Annotated in this window: 17 protein-coding genes; 1 reads left to right on the top strand and 16 read right to left on the bottom strand. The window is 70.0% G+C overall.

The window, feature by feature from the left end; all coding sequences use genetic code 11:
- Positions 1-15: 15 nt before the first annotated feature.
- On the bottom strand, positions 16-1,206 hold the full coding sequence (locus tag ACWIGI_RS01320; protein ID WP_454200330.1) for an acyl-CoA dehydrogenase family protein: 1,191 nt from the start codon (positions 1,204-1,206) through the stop codon (positions 16-18).
- A gap of 209 nt (positions 1,207-1,415) precedes the next feature.
- On the opposite strand from ACWIGI_RS01320, the gene ACWIGI_RS01315 reads away from it, so the two are divergent.
- Positions 1,416-2,057 carry a TetR/AcrR family transcriptional regulator gene (locus ACWIGI_RS01315; protein WP_454200329.1) on the top strand — a complete coding sequence of 214 codons (642 nt, stop codon included), beginning with the start codon at positions 1,416-1,418 and terminating at the stop codon, positions 2,055-2,057.
- Positions 2,058-2,106: 49 nt separating this feature from the next.
- Here the strand turns inward: ACWIGI_RS01315 and ACWIGI_RS01310 are convergent, their stop codons facing one another.
- The 15 genes from ACWIGI_RS01310 to ACWIGI_RS01240 form a co-directional block, all read right to left on the bottom strand.
- Positions 2,107-4,770 carry a (Fe-S)-binding protein gene (locus tag ACWIGI_RS01310; protein WP_454200328.1) on the bottom strand — a complete coding sequence of 888 codons (2,664 nt, stop codon included), beginning with the start codon at positions 4,768-4,770 and terminating at the stop codon, positions 2,107-2,109.
- A 199-nt stretch (positions 4,771-4,969) separates the two neighbouring features.
- The gene (locus ACWIGI_RS01305; protein ID WP_454200590.1) at positions 4,970-6,187 is read right to left on the bottom strand and encodes an acetyl-CoA acetyltransferase; all 1,218 of its coding nucleotides are present in this window, start codon (positions 6,185-6,187) and stop codon (positions 4,970-4,972) included.
- Between the two features lie 35 nt (positions 6,188-6,222).
- On the bottom strand, positions 6,223-7,968 hold the full coding sequence (locus tag ACWIGI_RS01300) for a class I adenylate-forming enzyme family protein (RefSeq protein WP_454200327.1): 1,746 nt from the start codon (positions 7,966-7,968) through the stop codon (positions 6,223-6,225).
- 50 nt (positions 7,969-8,018) lie between these two features.
- Positions 8,019-9,203 (bottom strand): acetyl-CoA C-acyltransferase, encoded by a 1,185-nt coding sequence (locus ACWIGI_RS01295; RefSeq protein WP_454200326.1) that lies wholly within the window; start codon positions 9,201-9,203, stop codon positions 8,019-8,021.
- Complete coding sequence (locus tag ACWIGI_RS01290; RefSeq protein ID WP_454200325.1) at positions 9,196-10,365, bottom strand: LLM class flavin-dependent oxidoreductase; 1,170 nt, start codon at positions 10,363-10,365, stop codon at positions 9,196-9,198. Before ACWIGI_RS01290 ends, ACWIGI_RS01295 begins: the two co-directional genes overlap by 8 nt.
- A 14-nt stretch (positions 10,366-10,379) precedes the next feature.
- Entirely contained in the window at positions 10,380-11,840 is a 1,461-nt protein-coding gene (locus ACWIGI_RS01285; RefSeq protein ID WP_454200324.1) for a carotenoid oxygenase family protein, read from the bottom strand.
- Positions 11,841-11,925: 85 nt separating this feature from the next.
- On the bottom strand, positions 11,926-12,789 hold the full coding sequence (locus ACWIGI_RS01280) for a winged helix-turn-helix transcriptional regulator (RefSeq protein WP_454200323.1): 864 nt from the start codon (positions 12,787-12,789) through the stop codon (positions 11,926-11,928).
- Positions 12,790-12,934: 145 nt separating this feature from the next.
- Complete coding sequence (locus tag ACWIGI_RS01275; RefSeq protein ID WP_454200322.1) at positions 12,935-14,878, bottom strand: MFS transporter; 1,944 nt, start codon at positions 14,876-14,878, stop codon at positions 12,935-12,937.
- 221 nt (positions 14,879-15,099) lie between these two features.
- The gene (locus tag ACWIGI_RS01270) at positions 15,100-16,614 is read right to left on the bottom strand and encodes a hypothetical protein (RefSeq protein WP_454200321.1); all 1,515 of its coding nucleotides are present in this window, start codon (positions 16,612-16,614) and stop codon (positions 15,100-15,102) included.
- Positions 16,615-16,751: 137 nt separating this feature from the next.
- Positions 16,752-18,620, bottom strand: a complete 1,869-nt coding sequence (gene iolD, locus ACWIGI_RS01265; RefSeq protein WP_454200320.1) for a 3D-(3,5/4)-trihydroxycyclohexane-1,2-dione acylhydrolase (decyclizing) — start codon at positions 18,618-18,620, stop codon at positions 16,752-16,754.
- On the bottom strand, positions 18,617-19,507 hold the full coding sequence (gene iolB / locus ACWIGI_RS01260) for a 5-deoxy-glucuronate isomerase (protein WP_454200319.1): 891 nt from the start codon (positions 19,505-19,507) through the stop codon (positions 18,617-18,619). The genes iolD and iolB overlap by 4 nt, the downstream gene beginning before the upstream one ends.
- Complete coding sequence (locus tag ACWIGI_RS01255) at positions 19,504-20,448, bottom strand: Cgl0159 family (beta/alpha)8-fold protein (RefSeq protein ID WP_454200318.1); 945 nt, start codon at positions 20,446-20,448, stop codon at positions 19,504-19,506. Before ACWIGI_RS01255 ends, iolB begins: the two co-directional genes overlap by 4 nt.
- A complete protein-coding gene (iolC, locus tag ACWIGI_RS01250) occupies positions 20,439-21,377 on the bottom strand; it encodes a 5-dehydro-2-deoxygluconokinase (RefSeq protein ID WP_454200317.1) in 939 nt (312 codons plus the stop codon). Before iolC ends, ACWIGI_RS01255 begins: the two co-directional genes overlap by 10 nt.
- Positions 21,374-22,159, bottom strand: coding sequence for an ATP-binding cassette domain-containing protein (locus ACWIGI_RS01245; protein WP_454200316.1), 786 nt, complete (start codon positions 22,157-22,159; stop codon positions 21,374-21,376). The genes iolC and ACWIGI_RS01245 overlap by 4 nt, the downstream gene beginning before the upstream one ends.
- Positions 22,156-23,205 (bottom strand): ABC transporter permease, encoded by a 1,050-nt coding sequence (locus tag ACWIGI_RS01240; protein WP_454200315.1) that lies wholly within the window; start codon positions 23,203-23,205, stop codon positions 22,156-22,158. The genes ACWIGI_RS01245 and ACWIGI_RS01240 overlap by 4 nt, the downstream gene beginning before the upstream one ends.
- Positions 23,206-23,214: the final 9 nt, after the last annotated feature.

Below are 23,214 nucleotides of genomic sequence, written 5' to 3'. Positions count from 1 at the left end.
TCCCGGGGCACGGGCTCAGATGATGGGGGTGATGTGCTCGTCGATACCCAGCAGCGCCTTGCCGTAGGTCTCCAGGGACACCTGCGGGAGAACTACGGCGTGGCGGGCGGCGACGTTCGAATCACGCCAGATGCGCTGCAGGCTATTGACTTCGGCGAAACTGCCGGCGCCGTTGGCGTCGAGCAGGGTGTTGAGCGCCGCGTTGACGGCGCGCAGCGCGACGGCGGCGTCACCGCGAATCCGGGCGCGGGCCGCGACATCGGGGTAGACGCCCAGATCGGCGTAGTGCGCCACATCGTCGGCGGCGCGGTAGACGTGCAGGTGCGCGGTGTCGATCGCGAGCGCCGCCTCGGCGACGAGCAGCTGGAAGGCCACCGAATCGCGGTTGCGCGCGAAGGTCGTATAGGCCGGGGCCTTGGTCGCGCCCTTGGTCAGCACCAGGTTCAGGGCCGCGCGGGCCAGGCCGAGCTGCGGGCCGACGAGCACCATGACCAGCATCGGGCCCAGCGCGCTGCGATAGAACGAGTCGTCCGGGTGATCGGAGAGATAGTCGCCGTCGATCGCCGGGAGCATCGACATGTAGCGGTGTTCGGGGACGAAAATGTCTTCCGCGACAATGGTATTGCTGCCCGAGGCACGCATGCCGGCCACGTACCAGGTGTCCTCGACGCGGAAGTCCGCGCGCGGGATGGTGATCATGCCCTGATCGAGAACGCCGTCGTTCTCGTCGAGCAGCAACACCCCGCCCGCCGTCCAGTCGGCGTGCAGGCTGGCCGACGAGTAGGCCCACGACCCGCTCACCCGATAGCCGCCCGGCACCCGGCGGGCGCTCCCACCGGGCGCGAGGACACCGGCCAGGATCGCATCGGGTCCCGAGGCCCACACCTCCTGCTGGGCCGCAGGGGTGTGCAGGCTCGTCGCCCAGGCGTTGACGTTGGACAGCGATGTCACCCACGCCGCGCCGCCGTCGGCCTCGGCGACGGCGGCCGAGATGTCCAGCATGTCGCGCAGGCTGGTCTGCAATCCGCCGAAGGCCGCGGGGACGGCGATGCGGAAGACGCCGGCGTCCCTGAGCGCGTCGATGGTTTCCGGCGAGACCCGGCGGGCCGCCTCGGATTCGGCGGCATTGCGCTCGATGAGCGGGGCCAGGTCGCGGACTCTCGCCAGGACCGCGGCGGCATCGGTCGGCGTAGCGGTGGTTGTCATCGCAATTCCTTCGTACGGATTCGGCTCGCGACGGGAGTCGTTCGGACCGTCCGGCCGGGTGACCCTCGCGATAGCGACGAAGGTAGTGATTGGCTGACTTCATGTCAATGACTTAGAATCAGTTGAGATCGGCGCAGGCGGGCAGCATGATCGGACAGCGACACAACACTTCGAAGGGTGCGAATTTGCCGAGCGAGAAGAGAGCGACCGTGCGCGCCGCACAGGCGGCCGAGACCAGACGCCGGCTGACCGACGTCGCCATCGGCATGTTCTCCGCGACCCACTACGACGAGGTCGCGGTCGCCGACATCGCCAAGGCGGCCGGGGTCGCGCACGGGCTGCTGTTCCATCACTTCGGGAACAAGCGCGGCATCTACCTGGCCGCCATGCACGAGGCCGCGACGCAGCTCAATGCCGCGTTCATCGTCGATCCGACCCTCACACCGGACGCGCAGCTGCGGCAGGCGTTCGCCGCGCACCTGCGATATCTCTCGGCCAATCGCGGGCTGGCGCTGCGGCTCGTACTGGGCGGCCGGGGCGCGGATCCCGAAGCCTGGGAGGTGTTCGAGCGGGCGCGTATGGAGGCGCTCTTCGGCGTCGCGAGCGTGCTCGGCCTGGATCGCACGAATCCGGCGCTGTTGATGACGGGCCGGGCCGCCATCGCCGCCATCGACTCGGCGACGGCCTACTGGCTGGAGAACGGCGAGCCGTTCCCCGTCGAGACGATGGTCGAAAGTCTCATGTCCATGGCGGTTTTCGCGCTCGACGGCGCGAAGGCGCTCGACCCGGCGCTGGACGTCGCCGACGCGATCGGCACCCTGCGCGGCACGGTCGCGACGTCGGGTTCCTGATCGGCCGGGCGGCATCCCCACCGCCCGGCCGATCGTTCACCCTCGGGGGCTAGGCGTCCGACGGTGCGGTCGCGGGCTTCGAACCGGGCTTCTTCACCGCGCCTTTCATCGCGAGACCCTTGGGTGCGACCGGCGGCTCGACCGTGGCCGGAGTCGCCGGCGCCGCAGCGGTTTCCGCCCTGGCACCCGGGGCCTTCGCGGCACCCTTCATCGCCAGGCCCTTGCCGGGGGTCTTCGCCGGACCCTTCATGGCCAGACCCTTGACGGGGTCGGCCGGAGGCGACGACACGTCGGGAGCCGTTGCCGCGGTATCCGTTCGGGCAGCGACCTTGGCACCCGGAGCCTTCGCGGGGCCCTTCATGGCCAGGCCCTTACCGCCCGGGGCCTTCAGACCGCCCTTCATACCCAGACCCTTCGCCGGGGCCGGGGCAGGAGGCTTCGGCGCATCGGGCGTGGGGTGCGCGGCGGGCTCGGGCTCCACGACCGGTTCGGGCTTCGAAACCGGTTCGGGTTCTTCGACCTTCGGGACCTGGATGACCTTCAGGTTCTCGGTCATCACGGCCGCGTCGATCCGGTCGATCGACTGCAGCATCAACTGCGCGACATCGACGACCTCGACACCCTGACCGACCTCGCCACCATCCTTACGCGCGGTGACACCATCGGTCAGCATCACCCGGCAGAACGGGCAACCGGTCGCGATCATCGACGGCTCGTTACCACCGTTCAACGCATCCAGAGCCTCGTCGACACGGTCGACGTTGATGCGCTTGCCGAGCTGCTCTTCCATCCACATCCGCGCACCACCGGCGCCACAGCACATCGAACGCTCACCATGGCGCGGCATCTCCAACAGCTTCGAACCCGACGCCTCCATCAACTCACGCGGGGCGTCGTAGATCTTGTTGTGCCGGCCCAGATAGCACGGGTCGTGGTAGGTGACGTTCTGCGCGACCGGGGACACCGGGATCAGTTTCTTGGCCCGCACCAGACGATTCAGCAACTGCGTGTGATGCACCACCTCGTAGGTGCCACCCACCTGCGGGTACTCGTTGTTCAACGCGTTGAAGCAATGCGCGCAGGTCACGACGATCTTCTTCTTCGCCTGCTCCACACCCTCGAACAACGAGTTCAACACCTCGATGTTCTGCATCGCCAACTGCTGGAACAAGAACTCGTTACCCGCACGACGCGCCGAGTCGCCGGTGCAGGTCTCCTCCTGACCCAACACCATGAACTTCACACCCGCCGTGGCCAGCAACTCGGCCACGGCCTTGGTGGTCTTCTTCGCCCGATCCTCGTACGCGCCCGCGCAACCCACCCAGAACAGGTACTCGTACCCGTCGAAGCTGTCGGCGTCCTTGCCGTAGACCGGGATCTCGAAATCGACCTCGTTGATCCAGTTCAACCGGTCCTTGGCGTTCTGACCCCACGGGTTGCCCTTGTTCTCCAGGTTCTTGAACAACCCCGCGAGCTCGGACGGGAACTCCGACTCGATCAGCACCTGATACCGGCGCATGTCGATGATGTGATCGACGTGCTCGATATCGACCGGGCACTGCTCCACACACGCACCACACGTCGTGCACGACCACAACACCTCGGGATCGATGATGCCGTTGACATCCTCGTGCCCGACCAGCGGACGCTCCGCCTCCGCCCGCGCCTCGGCGGACAACGTGTCCGTGTCCCCGCCCGCGAGCAGATACGGCGCCTTGGCATACGCGTGATCGCGCAACGACATGATCAAAAGCTTGGGCGACAACGGCTTTCCGGTGTTCCACGCCGGGCACTGGCTCTGGCACCGGCCGCACTCGGTGCAGGTGGTGAAGTCCAGCAACCCCTTCCAGGTGAAGTCCTCGATCTTCCCGGCCCCGAACGCGTCGGTGTCGGGGTCGGCGGTCTCCATGTCCAGCACCCTGCCGCCGGAGATCATGGGCTTGGCCGCGCCGAGCGCGACACCACCGTCGGCCTCCCGCTTGAAATAGATGTTCACGAACGCCGAGAGCCGGTGCCAGGCCACGCCCCAGGTGAGCTTGCGGCCGATCAGGTACAGGAACGCCGCTCCGGCAAGCATTTTCACGAAGGCGGCCGCGGAGATGAACAGCGGGCTCGCGGGCAGCACCTTCGCGACTTGCATGGTGAACAGATCACTGGCCGCGTGCCCGCCGCCGTAGGTCGCGATCTTGCCGCCCTTCACCAGCAGATCGCTGATCCCGTGCACGACCACGATCGTCTCGATGGCATAGGCCGCGACGAAATTCGACCCGCCGAACCGCGAGAGCCGCTCGGGCCGGCGCGGATGATTGCGCTGCCGGATCACGATGAGCACGACGATCCCGAGGATGGTCGTCACCGCGAGTATCTCCGCGAGCAGGTGATACCAGCGGCTGTCCCCGACCAGCGGCCAGTGGAACTCCGGATCGAAAGTCTGCCCGTAGGACTCGAAATAGAACACCATGCCGAGCAGGAACCCGACCATCACCAGCCAGTGCGCCCACCCGACCGTGCGGAACCTGTTCATTCGCGTGTGCGCGACGACCTCGATCGCGAGCGTCCGCAGCCGGGGCACGATCGGCCGCAGCCGCGAGAAGTCCGGCTGCCCCGCCCGCATGATGCGGACCATGCGCCCCAGCCCGAGCGCGAGCGAACCCCAGCTGAGCGCGGTGATGATCGCCCCGACAATGCCCAACGTGATCGTCGCCGAACTCACGATGCCAACCCCCGGTTTCGAGCACGACCGGCGGGCAACAGAATATGTTACCCGTCAGTAACTTTCGTATCTGTCGCCAAGTTATCACCGATTCCGCCGGCGCGGAAGCCCCGCCGGACCGTGGCCGGAAACACGTTGGCAACCGCCAGTTCCACTGCGAGAGTGCGTACTTGGCGGTTGCCGGGAGTGTGCGGTGCGGTCAGTCGGCCGCGGCGGCCACGACGAAACTCGCCGTGGTGGTCGTGCTGCCGCCGATGTTGAGGGTGGCGATGGTGCTCGCGCCCGGGATCTGATGCGGGCCGGCCTGGCCGGTCACCTGCCTCGTGGCGTCCAGGAGCATGCGAATGCCGGTGGCGCCCACGGGATGACCGATGCCGATGAGTCCGCCGCCGGGATTGACCGGGGTCGCGCCGTCGAGGGTGATGGCCCCGGAATCGACCGCCTTCCAGCTTTCCCCGGGCGCGGTCAGCCCCAGGTGGTCGATGGCCACATACTCGGACATGGTGAAACAGTCGTGGACCTCGAAGCCGTCCACCGCCGCGATGTCGGGGAGGCCCGCGCGCCCGAGGGCGTCCAGGACCGCCCGCCGGACGTGGGGGAAGACGTAGGGGTCGCCGGCCGCGGCGGCCAGCTTCTGATCGAGGGGCAGTCCGACGGTGCGATGACCCCACCCGGTGATGACCGCGCGGGGCCGGGCGCGAAACTCGGCGCGCGCGTTCAGGAATCGGTCGGAGACCAGGATCAGCGCGGCGCCGCCGTCGGTCATCTGACTGCAGTCCTGACGGCGCAGGACGCCCGCGACCGGCGGGTTGGCGGTGTCGTCGGCGGTGAAACTCTCGGGGGTGTAGGTCCAGTCACGGGTTTGGGCCAGGGGGTTGGCCCGGGCAGCGGCGATGTTCAGTTCGGCGATCGCGCGCAGGTAACCGGCGTCCAGGCCGTAGCGGCGGTCGTACTCGTCGGCGATCGCGGCGAACATGCTGGGCCACACCAGATCCGTGTCGACGGCCTCGTGTCCGGCCCAGGCCGCCGCACCCATGTGACGGGCCGCGGTGTCCCCCGGAACGGTCTTCTCCAGCTCCGCCCCGAGCACCAGGGCGCAGTCGTAGCGGCCGGACTCCAGATCGGACATGGCGGCCAGCACCGCCATGCTGCCCGAGGCGCAGGCGGCCTCGTGCCGGGTGGCCGGCGTCCCCCAGAACTCCGGCCAGACGGTGGCGGGCATGCCGCCGAGGTGGCCCTGACCGGTGAAGAGTTGCCCGAAGGCGTTGCCCACGTGGATGACCCCGATATCGGCCGGGTCGATCCGGGTGGCCTCCAGGGTGTGTTCGAGAACGGTGCTGACGAGGGCGTCGAAACCCAGACCGGCGCGCTGCCAGTTGACCGCGAAATCGGTCTGGGCGCCGCCGAGGATGTGCACGGACACGTGGTGCTCCTGAATAATGTTGTGCGAGATCAGAGTTGGGCGCGCAGGTCACGGCGCAGCAGTTTGCCGACCGGATTGCGCGGCAGTGACTCGACGACCTCGAGTCGTTCGGGGAGTTTGAAGGAGGCGACCTCGAGCGCGCGCAGATGCGCGACCAGGCTCTCCAGCGTCGGTGTGGTTCCCGGACTGGGAACCACGAAGGCACAGCACTTCTCGCCGAGCACCTCGTCCGGATAGCCGACGATCGCGATATCGGCGACGGCCGGATGGTCGGCGAGCAGGCCCTCGATTTCGGCGGGCGCGATGTTCATGCCGCCGCGAATGATGATCTCCTTCACCCGATCCACGAAACGCAGGTAGCGCCCGCCGTCGCCGCACAGTTCGAAGACATCCCCGCTGCACAGGTAGCCCTCGTCGTCGAACGGTTCCGCACTCGCGGTACCCGGTAGATACCCCGCGAAAACGGCCGGGCCGCGCATCCGCAGCTCCCCGCGCCCGCCGATCTCGGTGACCCGCGCGCCGGTGGTGACGTCGACCAGCTTGACCGCCGTGCTCGCGGCCAGCCGGGTGGACCAGCGCACGCCGGGCGCGGCGTAGTGCGGCAGATGCTGGGCGCGCACGGTGGGATCCGGGATGTCGGCGGGCGCACCGAGCAGGCTCACGCCCTCGTTCGAGCCGAAGAAGTTGAGCACGTGGATGTTCAGCTGTTCCTGCCAGCCGCGCACCACCGGGGGCGGGAGCGGTGCACCACCGGAACCGACGGTGCGCAGCGAGGACAGATCCGCCCGGGCGCGCAGCTCGTCGTTCCGCAGGAGCATGGTCAGCAGCGCGGGCGGCATGCTGGTGTGGGTCACGCGGTGTTCGGCGATCTGCCGGAAGAACACGGGCAGGTCGAGCGGATGATGCTGCACCAGGTGCCCGCCCGCGAGCAGCCACGGCAGGAACGCGGCGGCGAATCCCGCCATGTTCACCATGGGAAAGGGGTTGAGCACCACCGAATCCGGGGTGATGCCCAGCCCGTCCTGGACACCGCGCGCCACCGCCAGCCAGTCGCCGTGACAGCGCGGGATGCCCTTGGGCGCGGCTTCGGTGCCGCTGGTCCAGCAGATGGTGACGCGGTCGTTGACGGTCGGCTGCAGCCCGGATTCGTAGTCGCGCGCGCGATCCCGGGCATCGGGCGCGGCGGGGTCACCGACCGCGATCGCCGCTTCGGGCACCCCGGGTCCGAAGACGAAGACGGTGCGGTCCGGTCCGGCGACCGCGAGGGCCTCGGCGCCCAGGTCGCGCCCGGCGAGCGCGCCGGAGGTCACCAGGGCGTCCGCGTCGGTGGCGGTGAGGATTCCGGTGATCTCGTGCCGCCGGTAGGAAGCGGGCATGGGTGTCGCGACCGCGCCCAGCCGCCACAGCGCCAGATACGTGGCGGTCAGCGCGATCGTGTTGGGCAGCAGGACCGCCACCGTATCGCCCTGGCGCACACCGCCGGCGAAGAGCACCGCGGCGATATCGACGACGTGATCGTCCAACGCTCGCCAGGTCAGGGTGCGCGGGGCCGCGCCGGTGAGGTCGGCCAGATTCGCCGGGTCGGTGACGGCCGGGTCCCCGGGCGTCTCGGCGACCCGGCGGCGGAACACCTCCGGGATGGTCTCGGGCTCCCACCAGCCCCGGTCAAGATAGTCGCGCACCGTGTCCTCGGGGTGACAGGTGAGCACCGGATGCCGGGTGCGGCCCGCGCGACGGGCGGCGGAAGTCGGTGCGGAGGTGGGTGATTCAGCCATGAGATCCCCTGACGGGTCGTACCGGGTGGAGTTGGATCGGGTCGTGCGGTTCAGGTCGTGCGCTGCAGCACGATCGCCGAACCCAGGCCGAGCGCGGCCGGAATGGTGACCAGCGCGAATTCCCCGTCGCACCGGCGCAAGGTGTCCAGCGCCTGGGCGATGAGGATGCCGCCGGTCGCGCCGAGCGGATGCCCGACCGCGAGCGCGCCGCCGGAGGGGTTGACCCGCTCGGGATCCAGGCCCAGCGCACGGATCAGCAGCAGCGGTGTGACGGCGAAGGATTCGTTGACCTCGATCACGTCGAGATCCGCGGCCGTGATCCCGGCGCGGCTCAGTGCCAGCCGGGAGGCGCTCACTGTCGCGGTCAGCAACGGTGAGCGTTCGGCGGTCTGGGCGGTACCGGCGATGCGCGCCCGTGGTGTGCGGCCCAGGATCGCGGCGGCCGCGTGACCGCCGAGCAGGATCGCCGAGGCCCCGTCCGCCAATTGCGGTGCGGTGGCCAGGGTGTGCAGTCCGGCGGCGGGACGCGGTGCGCCCGGCAGCCGCCGTGCGACCCGCTCCCAGGAGTCGTCCGCACCGAACAGCGTGGGCAGGGCGGCGAAGGTCTCGAGCGCGGCGTCCGCCCGCGCGCCCTCGTCGGCGTCGAGCAGTACGGAACTGCCCTTGCGCGCGGGGATCACCGAGTCCGAAACCACTGCGGCAGCGGCCTTTCGATGCGACTCGACGGCGAACGCGTCCAGCTCCGCCCGGGTGATGCCGTGTGCGGCGGCGGTCAGATCCGCCGAGACCCCGATGGTGACGAAGCCGGTGCGTTCCCCCAGGTCGTTGTCGAGCGCGATGGCGGGCCGATCCGAGAGCATCGGGGTCCGCGACATGGATTCCACGCCACCGGCCACGACGATCTCCGCGTAGCCCGCCGCGACCCGCGCCGCTCCGCTCTCCACCGCGTCGAGCCCGGAGCAGCACAGCCGCGAAACCACCGCGCCGGGAACGCCGTCCGGCCACCCCGCCCACAGCGCGGCCGCGCGCGCGATGTCGGCGCCCTGTTCCCCCACCGGCGTGCCGACCCCGGCGATGATGTCCCGCACCGCATCCGGCGGGCACGACCGGTTCGCCAGTGCCCGCAGCAGTTGCCCGAACAGTTCCCAGGCGGGCAACTCACCGAGCGTCCCACCGGATTTCCGCACGCGCCCGCGCGGGAGTCGCACCGCGTCGTAGACGAACGCCTCACCCACGGTCGAACCCCGCGATCGTCTCCAGCGTCCGGTGGCCGGCCGGGTCCTCGGCGGAGGTCACCGGCACGATGACCACCTCGTCGGCCCCGGCGGCCCGGTAGTCCTTGAGGCGGGCCCGGACCTCGTCCGGGCTCCCCAGCATGCCGACCGCGGCGGGCAGCGCGTCCGGTACCGCCGCGAGCACGTCGCGCGGATGCGCACCGCCGCGGGCGAGCGCCACGACGTCGCCGAAACCGGCCTCCGCGAACATCTCCCCGTATCCCGGGGCCCGCAGGTACCCGACCACCCCGCGCCGCAACGTCTCACGCATCGCGTCGGTGGGGTTCACGCCCGCTGTCACCCATACCGCGATCGGCGGCGCGGGACGACCTGCCGCGGCGGCGAATTCCCGCACCGCGGCCACGCACCGGGCCACCTGGGCGGGTGTCACCAGATTCAGGACCACCCGATCGGCCACCCGCGCCGCGACGGACAACGCACGCTCCCCGAACGCCGCCACGACCACTTCCCCTCGTAACGAGGGGGATCCGCCACCCGGATCCGCGCCACCGGACTCCCCTGATGCCGCGGCCGGCCCATTGCCACCGGGCGGGATCGAATCGGTCCGGGCCGGCATGGACACCGCCGGAAGGAGTTCCGCGTTCTCAGGGCGCGATGTCGGCGCGCCGTCCACCTCTTCGACGTCGCGAGTCGCGGGTCGCGGTGCGGGTAGCCGCAGATGGAAGCCGTGCACTCGTTCCCGGGCGCCCTCGAAATGGACCTTGTCCCCGGCGAGCAGGTCCCGGACGACGTGGGCGGATTCCTCGAGATGTGCTGCGGTGGCGGTCCTTTCGCGGCCGTGCCAGGCGGTGACCACGGTCGGACTCGAGGTGCCCAGGGCAACGCCGACCGGGCGGCCGGTGAGGGCGGCCACAGACGCCACCCCCATGGCGATCGACGCGGGGGTGCGGACGGCGACCGCGAAGGGGCCCAGGCACAGGGGGATTCGGCCCGGGGTGCGGCCGATGGCGGTGGCCAGGGCGATCGCGTCGAAGGTCGCCATCTCACCGATCCAGAGGCGGTCGTAGCCGAGGGCGTCGGCGGCGTCGGCCACCAGCAGGGCGTCGAGGGGGTCGCGGTCCTGCCACAGGGGCAGACTCACGCTGAGGTCGGGGAAGGTCACGGCGCGCGTCCCGGTCACGACAGCGGCTGGGCGGCAGCGCGCATGCGGTCCCCGGCCACCCAGGTGGCGTGGAAGCCGAGGGGGACGCGGGTGGGCAGGCCGAGCCGGCAGACGGGGCCCGCGGCGAGATCGGCGGCATCGTAGATCCAGACCTCGGACAGGCCGGTGTGGTTGTTGTGGGCGAACATGGTCAGCCAGGCGTCGTCCTCGGCGGTGCCGCCGGGGCGCGGGACCACGGTCAGCTCGCTGCCGAGGAAGCCGTCGCCGAAGGGGGCGGTCTCCTTCGCGCCCGTGACGATGTCGTACTTGATGATCGCGTCGAAGATCATGGTCCGATCCACCGACAGGCGCATCTGGTACGAATACCGGCCCGCCCGGCCGGTGCGCCCCTGATCGATGGCCGGGAATTCGGTGTTCACGTCGTCGAGGGCCGTCTCGGTGGTGACGCCGGTGCGCAGATTGAAGCGGTAGCGGTAGAGCTTGGCCTCGGGGCGCAGATAGGCCAGCAGCTGCGCCAGCGGATGCGCGCGATCGGAGACCGGGCTCGGCTCGGTGACCCGGCAGACCACGAGCACGATCTCCTCGCCCTCCTCCCAGGAGTTCACCGTGTGATAGATGTACCCGGGCGCGGCCTCGAACCATTTCGCCTGCGCCCCATCGCCGTAACGCGGGAGCACCGCGAAGCGGCTGGGCAGGTTCCGATCGAAGAAGATCTTGAAACGGCCGGCCGCCGCGGCCCGCGGATCGTTGTACAGCGGCAGATCCATGAGGATCGAGTAGTTCTCGGTGATGGCCATGTCGTGCGGCAGCCGCGGCCCCGGCAGTTCCACACCGGTGAAGTGGGTGACCGTCCCGGTGGGGTCGGCCACGCCGTAGCGCAGGTACGGCGCGTTGATGCCGTAGTCGAAGAACAGCAGCTCGTCGGTGCGCTCGTCGACCTTCGCGTGGGCCGAAACCTCCCCGCGCAGTGTGCCGTTGAAGGTGTCCGCGCCCCGGGTCGCGAGGCTGACCGGGTCCAGCGCGTAGGGCTGCCCCGCCCGGTACCACAGGGCGAGCAGATTGCCGTGGTGGTACAGCACATCGGTATTGGCGGAATTGCGCTCGCGGCGATCACCGGCCGGATTGTTGTCCCAGGGCTCGATCACCCCGCGCCACAGCGCCGTTCCCGCCGCGCGCTCGGCCTCGAACTCGGCGGTGCGGATGTAGCGATTGCGGTAGGTCGCCCGTCCGCCCTCGAAGTGCACCGCGTGCAGCATGCCGTCCCCGTCGAACCAGTGGTACCGGCCCATGGGCGCGAACTGCGGATTGGGCCCGTTGCGCACGTAGACCCCGTCCAGGTCCGCGGGCAGCTCCCCGGCCAGCACCGGCAGGCCGACGGCGGTGATCTCGTCCGCCTGCGGTGCGTACGGCCCCTCCAGGTACGGATTGGTCAGGGCCTCCGCGGCGGGAGCGATGAGTTCTTCGTTGAGCGGCATGAGCAACGCCTCCGGTGGCCGGGCCACGCGGACCCGGCGAAGTTCACTACAGTTAATGAAGTGATACGCGTCTCATGCCGGACTGTCAAGGGTGCTCGAAGCGCACATCGGTGCGCGCCAGTTCCGCCTCGCACCCCCGGCAGCGCAGCGCGGGCCGCAGCGCCGAACCGCATTCGCGGTGGTCGATGCGCAATCCGGGCTCGGGCGCGCCCGGATGCGCGCGCCGGGCCCAGGCCAGCAGAAACGCGAACACCCCGAACAACGCCCGCCCGCGCGGCGTCAACCGGTATTCCCGCCCGGCGGTCTCGGGCCGGTGCAGGATCCCGGCCTCGACCAGCCGGGTCAGCCGTTCGGTGAGGGTGGTCGGCGACATGTTCAGGGCCGCCCGGAATTCGGAGAAGCGCCGCACGCCCGCCAGCGCGAGCCCGGTCACCGAGGCGCTCCACCGATCGCCGATGGCCTCCATGATCTCGTCGAATCGCGCGTCGCCGCCGGCCGGCGCGGCCGCGCGTGCGGAGCGGCGGCGACCGGAGGTGATGTGCCACAGCGCATCCCGATCCAGCGCCACGTCGGTGTCGTGCGCGGTGACGGTGCGCCCGCAGTCCCGGCACAGGAGCACCGGCGGCCCGCGATGCCCGCAGTCCTCGTGCACGAACTCCGGCAGCAGCGCCCATTCGGCGGTCCATTCGCGCTGCCAGGACCAGACGCAGACCAGGATCTCCCACACGCCCAGGCCCAGGTCGGTGAGCCGATACTCCGCACCCTCGCGTGCCAGCACCCCGGCATCCACGAGCGCGCCCAGCCGCGCGGTCAGCACCGCGGGCGGCGCGCCCGTGCGCTCGCTCCACTGCGAGAACCGCCGGGCGCGCTCGACGAAGGCCAGGCGCAGGATGGTCAGCGTCAGGCGGTCGCCGAGCAGATCGAAGGTCGCGGCCACGGAGTTCGTCACGCCGCTCACCGTAGGGCGCGGCGCGGCCGAACCGGTTCCCGGACTCGCGTCCCGCGTAGGTTGCACTTCAATAACTGTACTTCAATCGAGAAGGCCGGGGTCGGCCCCCGGGATGGCGCCCGGCCCCGGCCGGATCGATGCCGCGCTACTTACCCAGCGAAGCCAGCTCCCGATCGACGGCCTCGTTGTGCTCGGCCGCCTCCTGCTCCGCCTTGGCCGGGCTCCAGTGCCCGGACATGAAGAAGATGAACGGAATGAACCCGACCTGCGCGAGCAGGCAGATCCACCACCAGGTCGTCCACTGATCGGCCGAATCCTTTTGCGCCTGCTGCACTTCGTCGGCGTGCTCGGCCAGGAAGTCCCGGTCCGCGGCCGGAATCGCCGCCACCGCCGCCAATTCCTTACTGGCCGCGGTCAATTGCGGACCTACCTGGGACACCACCGCCAGATCCGACACCGGAACCTGCTGCGCGGCCGCCAATCTCGCCGCCGCCTGATCCGCGGGCAGGTTCAGCTTCTGCATGATCTGCCCGACGGCCGTCGCCGCGGACGCCTGATCGGCGGGATTCATCAGGAGTTTGGTGAGTACCGCCGGATCCACGGCCTGCAACGCCGCCAATTCCTGCGGGTACTTGGCGTTCACGCTCAGCGCGGTCCCGATATCGGCCTCCGCCGCGCCGGTCAGTCTGGTCAGCGCCGCGGTCTGGGCGTCGATATCGTTAGGATTCCGGCCCAGCGCCTCCATGTTCTCCGCGCCCGCCTTCTGAATCGTGGCGATCTCGGTGTGGTACTTGGCGGCGATGACCTGCAGTTCGGGACCGTAGTTCACCAGCGTGCCCGCCGCGGTCACCACGATGAGCAGCCCGAAGAGCACGAACGTGACCACGGTGCGCAGAATGCCGCCCCAGACCGCGAGCCCGACCGCGGTGGCCGCCGGATTTCGTTTCTCCACGGTCTCGGTGAAACTCGCCATCCAGGTGGAATAGGCGATACCGCTGCCCACCGCGATGAGACTGAGCACGATGGCGAAGGTGTAGTAATCGGTGCCCGGCCGGTCGGTGTAGCTCAGGAATACGTAGACACCGATAATGCTCATGACCGCTCCGAAGAGCATGAACGGTTTGCGAACCTTCAGATGGTCGGACACGATGCCGGTGATGACCAGGCCGATCGCATTCGAGATCCAATACCAGTTACCCAGCGCGTTGGCCTGTTTCGTGGTGAACCCGAAGTTGGTCGCCAAATACACCGGCAGGAACGACACGATGGTGTAGAAGAACGCGAGGAAAATGGCGATGCCGAAGGCCGAGCCGACAATGTCGAAACGCATCATCTGTTTCCACTGATCGCGTTCGAGCGCACTCACATTCAATCCGCGCGCCCGGGCCTCGATGAGCGCCTTGTCCCGCATGGACACCATGATCTGATCGCGCAGCGCGGGACTGAGTTCACGCAGCCCGATGACGCCGAGCACCGAGATGGCGAGGCAGATGGCGCCGCAGAGCCGGTAGTGGAACTGCCAGTCCGGGTGCTCGTCCAGTGTGAGGGTGGACAGCTCGGTGGTCACCAGCGCGCCGAGCACCGGGCCCAGCGTCCAGAAGCCCATGGCCGAGGCCCGCCCGAGCTGCGGGGAGAAGTCGCGCACCAGTGCCGGCGTGGCGACCAGGACCGCGCCCTCGACGATGCTGATGAGGCAGTAGACCGCGAGGTACGCCTCTTTCGTGGTGCACAGTGGTACCGCGAAAAGCGTTAGGGCCGAACAGATCACGGTGCCGTAGGCGACCATGTTGGCCCGGCCCCAGCGGTCCAGGATGCCGGCCGCCACCGAGGCGGCCGCGCCCACGGCCGCACCCGCGATGAAGATGCCGACGAAGTAGCGGAAGGTCAGGTTGTAGTAGGCGATGAGCTCGTTGCCGATCGCACCCACCACGAACAACTGGTAGTACAGGGCGATCGAGACGATCACGACCAGGAACAGATACCAGGAGCGCGCGGGCGTCTCCGGGTAGTGCGGGAGTTTGCGTTGCCAGAGGCCGGTCAGCAGCGTCGGTGGCTGCAACTCCGGGGCGGTGGTCGAGGTGGAACTCATGTCGAGATGCCTTTCTCTCCACGGCATTTCGCGTGACCGTAAGCCACTTTTTCTGCAGCACGAGCAGCCGGGTTAGAACAGGTTACCGTTCCATGGTGATCCGCATCACAGATCCGGTAAATATGAACTGGACAGTCGAGCAGAACCCCGGACCGTGGCGCGCACGCGAAAACCGCCATGCCGAAAATCGGACATGGCGGCTATTGCGTTGCGTGGTAGAGCTATTGCTCCGCGTCGCGGAAGTAGAGAATGTTGGACCCGTGCGCGGTGAGCGGACCGGCCTCTGCCGCCTGGCGGATTCCACTGGCCGGCAGCTGGGTCAGTTTGGCGAACATGGAGGTATTGCCGAATGCCGAACGCACCTGCGTTTCCGAGGCGTAATCCGCGCCGTACTCGGCCAGCATCTTGAAATCCAAAGGCGCGAGCGGCTTTTCCAGCGGAATCTGCCCCACCGGCAGGCCCAGCGCCGCGTACTGCACCGCCGAACCGCCCTCGTACCAGCACAGCTCGTAGGACATGCGCTCGGTGGTGGTCACGCTGACCACCGGCCATTCCTTCGAAAGCCGCAGCGCCAGTGGGTGTCTGCCCACCGGTGCGACCTCCCAGTTCAGGCTCTTGACCGAGACCCAGTGCTCGGAGACCTTCTCGATCAGGACCACGTCCTCGCCGAGGCGCTCGGTCGCGTTGGTCTCGGGTTGGCGCGTGGCCCAGTGCTTCTCGTCGACGCCCAGGTACGCTGTGCTCGGCACCGACTGCGCGCCCTCGGCGGCGTAGGCCGCCAGCACCGCGGCGCGCACCAGGGTGACGCCGTTGCGCGAGGAGCAGCGCACGGTCAGCGCGCCGAAACTGGTGCTGATCTCCACCGGCTTGGACGGCTGTTCGGGCATGGCGCCGGCCGCCAGCGGCTTGAGGCCGACCAGCGCGAGCTGCCAGTTGATCTCCTCGATCGTCGCGAGGTCGCCTGCGCTCTGGTACAGGATCTGCTGCTGGGTCAGGTATCCGGCGCGCTCGAGGGTCTGGCATTCGAGTTTGCGCAGCGCGGTGACCGTCTTGCTGGTGAGCCCGATCTCCTCGATCTTGATCTCGCGCAGCCGCTGGGTCATGGCCGGGGAGGTCACCGCCGCGTAGCGCTCGCGGTACATGGCCACGGCCTGCTTGCGCTGACGGCCGACCATGAGCGTGCGCAACAGCGTGTTCAGGCTGGCCAGGTAGCGGCCCGCCTGTTCGGGTTCGGCGGCGAAGAGCGCGGCGCGAATACGCACGGCGTCCTCGCCCGCGGCGACGGCGGCGTGCGGATCGAGCCGGCACAGCCACACCCCGCATTTGGCCAGCGCGTCGGCGCACACGGCAGCGGCGTGCGGGTACTGGTGCGCCACCTGCCGGTAGGCGTTGCACGCGTTGCGAATGGTGGGGATGGCCAGCTCGCGGTGCCCGATGGTGCGCGCGGCCTCCTCGAACAGGCGCAGCGCCTCCTGCACCTCGTTGGCGAAGATGGCGTTCACGTGCCCGGCGGTGAGCCAGCGCAGGCGCAGCAGCACCGCCTCCTGCGCGGGCTCGAGCGCGGTGGCCGACCGATCACGTTCGTCCGGATCACGTCGGGTGGCGATGAGGGCGCGGGCGAGTTCACACAACGAGGTGGCCAGTGCCAACTCCGCCGCCGCCGAACGGTCCCGGGCCGCCCCTCTGTCGGCAGCCACCTGGCGCTCGATGGCGCTGAGATCCATTGCGACCTTCAAACTCCCACAACCACCTTGCTCGCCCGGCCACCTGCACGACCGGCCCTCGTTTGCGCCGAGTCTGCCACACATTCCGGTACGAGGTCACCCCTCCGGAGGTATGCCCGGAATGCGGAACCCCGGCCACGGCGCGGCGATCACGACGCGGGCCGGGTGTAGCGGAGTTGCCCCGGCTTGGCGGCGGCCTGGGCGGCGTGTCCCGAGAGGTGCCGGGGCACACCCACTTCCCACCACGCACCGGCGTCGGTCCAGGTGGACGGCAGGGTTTGCACCACGACCACCGCGGGCCGCCGCTCGGTGACCGCGGCGGCCCGGGCACGGGCGTACGCGGTGCGGAACTCGCTCGCGTCATCGGCGGTGAAGACCGCGCAGCCCAGGGCGCGCGCGTGCGCGGCGAAGTCCACGCGCGGCGGCCGGTCGTGCTCGGTGCGGCAGTCGGCGTAGAAGTTGTTGAACGCCGCCGCGCCCTGCCCCTCCTGCAGTCGCGCGATCACCCCGTAACCGTCGTTGTCGCAGACCACCGCGACGAAGGGGTGCCCGGCGAAGGCGGCGGAGAACAGTTCGGAATTGAGCATCAGGTACGAGCCGTCGCCGAGCAGGGTGGTGACCAGGCCGCGGGTGGGCCCCGCGGATTCGTCGCCGACCACCATGGCCGCGCCCCAGGCCCCGGCGAGTTCGTAGCCCATGCAGGAGAAGCCGTACTCCACGTCCATGGCCGGCTCGCCGCCGCCGGCGCGCCACCCACCGACGAGTTCGCCGGGCAGTCCGCCCGAGGCGGTCATGACGTAGTCGCGGGGGCCGCTGAGGTCGTTGACGATGCCGACGACGCGGGCGTAGCTCGGCGCTCCCCGCGCGGGGGCGCGCAGCGTGTCGATGTGGGTGTCCCATTCCGCGCGCACGACCGCGGCGCGGGCGGTCCAGTCCGGCGCCGCGCGCCAGTCCCCCAGCGCCGGGCCGAGTTCGGCCAGGGTTTCGGCGGCATCGCCCACGACCGCGAGCGCGCCGTGCTTGACCGCGTCGAAACGCGCGGTGTTGATGTGCACCAGGCGCATTCGCGGGTCGAACAGGGTCCAGGAGGCGGTGGTGAAGTCCTGCAGGCGGGTGCCGACCGCCAGCACCACGTCGGCCGCGGCGGCCAGGAAGTTCGCCGACGCCGAGCCCGTGATGCCCAGCGGTCCGGCGTAGAGCGGGTGATCGTGCGGGACCAGGGTGCGCCCGGCGGTGGTCTCGGTGACCGGAATGCCATGGCGCCGTGCGAGTTCCAGCGCTCGCGCGCCCGCACCGGAGTAGCGCACGCCGCCGCCGAGGATCAGCAGCGGGCGTTCGGCGGTGGCCAGCGCCGCCGCCGCGGCGGCGAGTTCGCGGCGGTCCGGGCGCGGGCGCGGCACGCGATGCACGACCGGGACGAACAGCTCATCCGGAAAGTCGTACTCCCGCACCTGAACATCCTGCGGCAGCGCCAGGGTGACCGGCCCGGCCTCGGCCGGATCGGTGAGTACCCGGGCCACCTGCGGCAGGGTCGCGATGAGCTGTTCCGGGCGGACGATGCGGTCGAAATAGCGGCTCACCGGCCGAAAGGCGTCGTTCACCGTGGCGGTCGGGTCACCGAAATGCTCGACCTGCTGCAGCACCGGATCGGGGGCGCGGCTGACGAAGGTGTCCCCCGGCAGCAACAGCAGCGGCAGCCGATTGGCGTGTGCCACACCGGCGGCGGTCACCATGTTGAGCGCGCCGGGTCCGATGGAGGAGGTCGCGATGCCGACCTGGCGCCGGTGCGCGGCCTTGGCCAGGCCGACCGCGGCCAGGGCCATCCCCTGTTCGGTGTGCCCGCGCCAGACCGGCAGGACGTCGCGCTGTTCCTCGAGGGCGGTGCCCAGGCCCAGCACGTTGCCGTGGCCGAAGATGGCGAAAACCGCGGGGAAGAGCGGAACTTCGATGCCGTCGAGGGTTTCCGAGCGCTGGGCGATCAGCCAGGCCACCAGTGCTCGCGCGGTCGTGAGTCTCATCCGAGCCGTCCTTCGTGCGAGGTCAGCGGGCAGCGCGGATCCGGGAGTTCGCTCTCCCAGTGCGCGCGGACCCAGGCGTGGGCCGGGTCGTCGCAGAAGGCCAGGGAGCGTTCGGGACCGGGTCCGGCGAGCACGTTGAGGTAGTACATCGGGTAGCCGGGGGCAGCCACGCACGGACCGTGGTAGCCGCGCGGGACCAGGAAGACATCACCGTCCCGGACCGCGACGTTCGCGTCTATCTCGCCGTCGGCCGTATAGGTGCGGTGCAGCCCGAACCCGCTGTCGGCCGGCCGGATTCCGTCCGGCCCGGCGATCCGGAAGTAGTAGATCTCCTCGTTCACGACCTCGTGCGCGCTCGCCTCGTCGTGCTTGTGCGGCGGGTAGGAGGACCAGTTGCCGTCCGGGGTGAGCAGTTCACAGGCACTGAGTTTGTCGGCGTGGTCCCAGACGCCGGGGACGCCGAAGTTGACGACCTGCCGGGTGGCGCGGCCCGCGCCGCGCACCTCGACCGGGACCTGGTCGGCCGGACCGTATTTCGGGTCGAGACGGCGGGTGCACCGGGCCATGGGCAGCGCCACCTCGACCCCGTGCGCGGCGGAGAGTTCGACCTCGGCGTCGCGGGGCACATAGGCGAAGTCGGTGACGCGGCTGAACACCGTGTCCCGCCCGGTCAGTTCGAAGTCGTGGCCGTCGACCCGCACGACGCAGCCGCCCGCGAGCGGGAGGACGAAGGCTTCGAAGTCGCCGGTGTGCACGAGGCGCGTCTCCCCCGGCGCCAGCCGCAGCACCCGCAGGCCGGTGTAGGTCCAGCCCGCGTCCGCGGGCGTGAGCACCACCGGATCGGCGGCGTCGGCGAGAGTTCCGCGCGGGCGATGCAGGGCGGTCACGAGGCGGCGCCGTCGGACGGGCCGGTCGCGAGCCGAAGTGCCTGCGCGCCGGCCGAATCGGCGAGCACCCCCGCCGCGGCGGCCACCGCACCGGCCACATCGCCGTCCGGCGGATACAGCAGACCGCGCCCGACCACCAGACCGCGCACCACCTCGTGGCTCAGCGCCTTGCCCCAGGCGGCGAGATCACCGGTGGGATCGCCCGAGGGTGCGCCGCCCAGCACGAGCACGGGCAGCGTGGTGGCGTCCAGCGCCGAGATGTCCTGCGGCGCGGGGATTTTCAGCCAGGTGTAGGCGGAGGTGACGCCGAGTCCCGAGGCCACGGTGATGGCGCGCTGCAGGGCGGCCGCGTCCCGGTGCATGACCAGCGCGCCGGAGGCGTCGCGGCGGTACGGCAGCGGTTCGACCATGGCCATGAGCCCGTGCTCGGCCAGTTCGGAGACCGCGCGGGCACAGGCGTGCAGGGTGGGCGCCGTGCTCGGGTCCGAATCGACCATGCGCAGCAGCATCTTTCCGCCGTCGAGGCCGAACTCGACGAGGGACGCGGCGTCGTAGCCGGTGAAGCGGTCGTCGATCTCCCAGTCCGCGCCCGCCAGTCCGCCCCGGTTCATGGAACCGATGACGATCTTGTCGTGGACCGCGTCCAGCAGCAGGAGCTCCTCGACGATGTCCGGCGAACCGAGCACCCCGTCCACCGCCGGATTGTCGAGCGCGATGAGCAGGCGTTCGAGCAGGGTCCGGCGATCGGCCATGGCGGTGCTGTCCGCGCCGACGCCGAGCGCGCCGCGGGCGGGATGGTCGGCGGCGACCAGGAACAGGGTCCCGGTGCCGGACAGCAGATTCGAGCGCCGGCGCCGGTCGGCGTAGGCGCGCCGCACGGCCTCGGGCTCGGTGGCGCGCACCCGCAGCAGGTGCTGCCAGCGCTCATCGGTCAGGTGCACAGCAGCTCCTCGATCTCGGCGGCCGTCGGCATGGCGTCGGCGCAGGCCAGCCGGGCGGCCACCAGCGCCCCGGCGGCGTTGGCGTAGGTGGCGATCCGCCGCGGATCCCACCCGGCGAGCAGGCCGTGCGCGAGCGCACCGCCGAAGGCGTCCCCCGCGCCCAGCCCGCACACCACCTCGACCCGGCAGGGCGGCACCCGCAGCCGTTCGCCGGGGGTGGCGATCAGGACGCCGTCCGCGCCGCATTTGATGACCGCCAGGCCGATCCCCCGGTCCAGCAGCCGGTCCGCGGCCGCGTCCGGATCATCGACGCCGACCGCCACCCGCGCCTCGGTTCTGTTGCCCACCACCACGTTCACGTGCTCGAGCAGGGCTCCGATCTCCGACCGGGCGGTGCTCTCGTCCGGCCAGAACATGGGGCGGTAGTCCAGATCCAGGACGGTGTGCCCGCGCCGGGCCCGGCGTTCCAGGATCGCGTGCTGGGTCGTGCGGGCCGGTTCGGCGCTGACGCCGGTGCCGGTGACCCACAGCAGCGGAACGGAATCCACCAGATCCCACGGAACCTCGTCCGGGGTCAGGGTGAGATCCGGGGCGATGGGCGCGCGATAGAACAGCAGCGGCGGATCGGCGGGCGGGTTCAGTTCGCAGAACACCACCGGGGTCGCCAGATCCGGGGCGGTGGCGACGTGGCTCGCGTCGACCCCGAAGTCCCGCAGCGCCGTTCGCACGAAATCGCCGAAGCCGTCCGGGCCCACCTTGGTGAGCACGGCCGCGCGCCGGCCGAGCCGGGCCGCCGCGACCGCCACGTTGGTGGCCGTGCCGCCTAGGAATTTGGCGAAGGTGCGGACCTGTGCCAGCGGCACCCCGCTCTGCTCGGGATACAGATCGACCCCGACCCGGCCGACGGTCAGCACGTCCGGGCCGGTCACGGCGTATCCGCCCGGCGCAGTTCGTGTTCCAGCGCTTCGAGTTCCGCGCCACCGGCCATCTGTCGGGTCAGTTCGGCGAGATCGATCTCGGATTTCTCGTAGCTCCCGAGCACGCCGCCGCGCCGCAGCAGCAGGAATCGGTCGCCGACCGGGTACGCGTGGTGCGGGTTGTGGGTGATGAGCACGACGCCCAGGCCGCGATCGCGGGCCTGCACCACGTAGCGCAGCACCACCCCGGCCTGTTTGACCCCGAGCGCGGCGGTGGGCTCGTCGAGGATGAGGACCTTGGCGCCGTAGTGCACGGCCCGGGCGATGGCCACGCACTGGCGCTGGCCGCCGGACAGGGTGCCGACCGGCTGTGCCAGGTCGCGAATCTCGATTCCCATGTCCGTCAGGGCATGCCGCGTGATGTCGCGGGCCGTGCCGCGATCGAGCAGTTCGAGCGGGCCGAAACGTTTCACCGGTTCGGAACCGAGCACGAAGTTGCGCCACACGCTCATGAGCGGCACCACCGCCAGATCCTGGTAGACCGTGGCGATACCCAGGTCCAGCGCGGCGCGGGGCGAGGCCAACCGGGTCGGCACGCCGTCGATCCGGAGTTCGCCCCGATCGTGCCGGTGCACCCCGGACAGGATCTTGATGAGGGTGGATTTGCCCGCGCCGTTGTCACCGAGCACGCAGGTGACCTCGCCCGCGTCGACCACCATGGACACGTCGTGCAGCGCCACCACGCCGCCGTAACTCTTTCCTATGCCGACGGTTTCGATGAGATGCCCGGTCATCGGCGTACCCTTTCGGCGCGCTTGCGGAACTCGTTGTTGACCAGCACCGCCGCCAGCAGCAGGACGCCGAGGAAGAGCATGAACCAGTCGCTGTTCCACCCCGCGTACACGATGCCCTGGCGGGCCATGCCGAAGGTGAGCGCGCCCAGCGCCGCCCCGACCACCGAACCGAAGCCGCCGGTGAGCAGGCAGCCGCCGATCACCGCGGCGATGATGTACTGGAACTCCAGGCCCACACCCTGATTGGCCTGCACGCTGGAATAGCGCAGCAGGTTGCACGCGCCCACCACCCAGCCCGCGAAGGCCGTGGTCATGAACAGGATGATCTTCGTGCGCGCCGCGGGCACGCCGACCGCGCGAGCGCTGGGCAGCGAACCGCCGACCGCGAAGATCCAGTTGCCGAACCTGGTGCGCAGCAGGACGAGTGCGGCCAGCGCGGTGAGCACGAGCCACCACACCACCGAGGCCTGAATGCTGGTGTCCCCGATCGTGGTGGTGGCCGCGAACACCCATCCCGCCGACTCGTAGCCGCTCGAGCTCCTGATCCCCGAGACCTGCACCGCGCCGGTAACCGCCCGCGTCACACCGAGATTCAGGCCCTGCAGCGCCAGGAAGGTGCCCAGGGTGACGATGAAGCTCGGCAGGCCGGTGCGCATCACCACCCAGCCGTTCACGGCTCCGACCGCCAGCGCGAAGAGCAGCGAAGCCAGCAGGGCCGCCCACACGTTCCATCCGGCGTGCACCGCCAGCATCGCCGTGATCAGGGCCGTGGACGCGGTCATGACGCCGGCGGAGAGGTCGAATTCGCCGCCGATCATGAGCAGCGCCACCGCCACGGCCATGATGCCCAGGGTCGAGGCGTCGTCGAGCCAGGTGGGAACACCGGCGGCACTGAGGAATTTGTCGGTGACGATCGAGAAGAACACGAAGACCGCGAGCGCGCCCAGCAGGGCGCCGAGTTCGGGGCGCGCGATCAGTCGGCGCACGAGCGAGGCGCGCACGCTCTCCGTCGCGGCGGGCTCGGAAGTCGTTGTCGCGGTGCTCATGTCATTCCT

The organism is Nocardia sp. NPDC055321, assembly GCF_053645575.1.
This window is presented reverse-complemented; position numbering and strand designations above follow the sequence as displayed.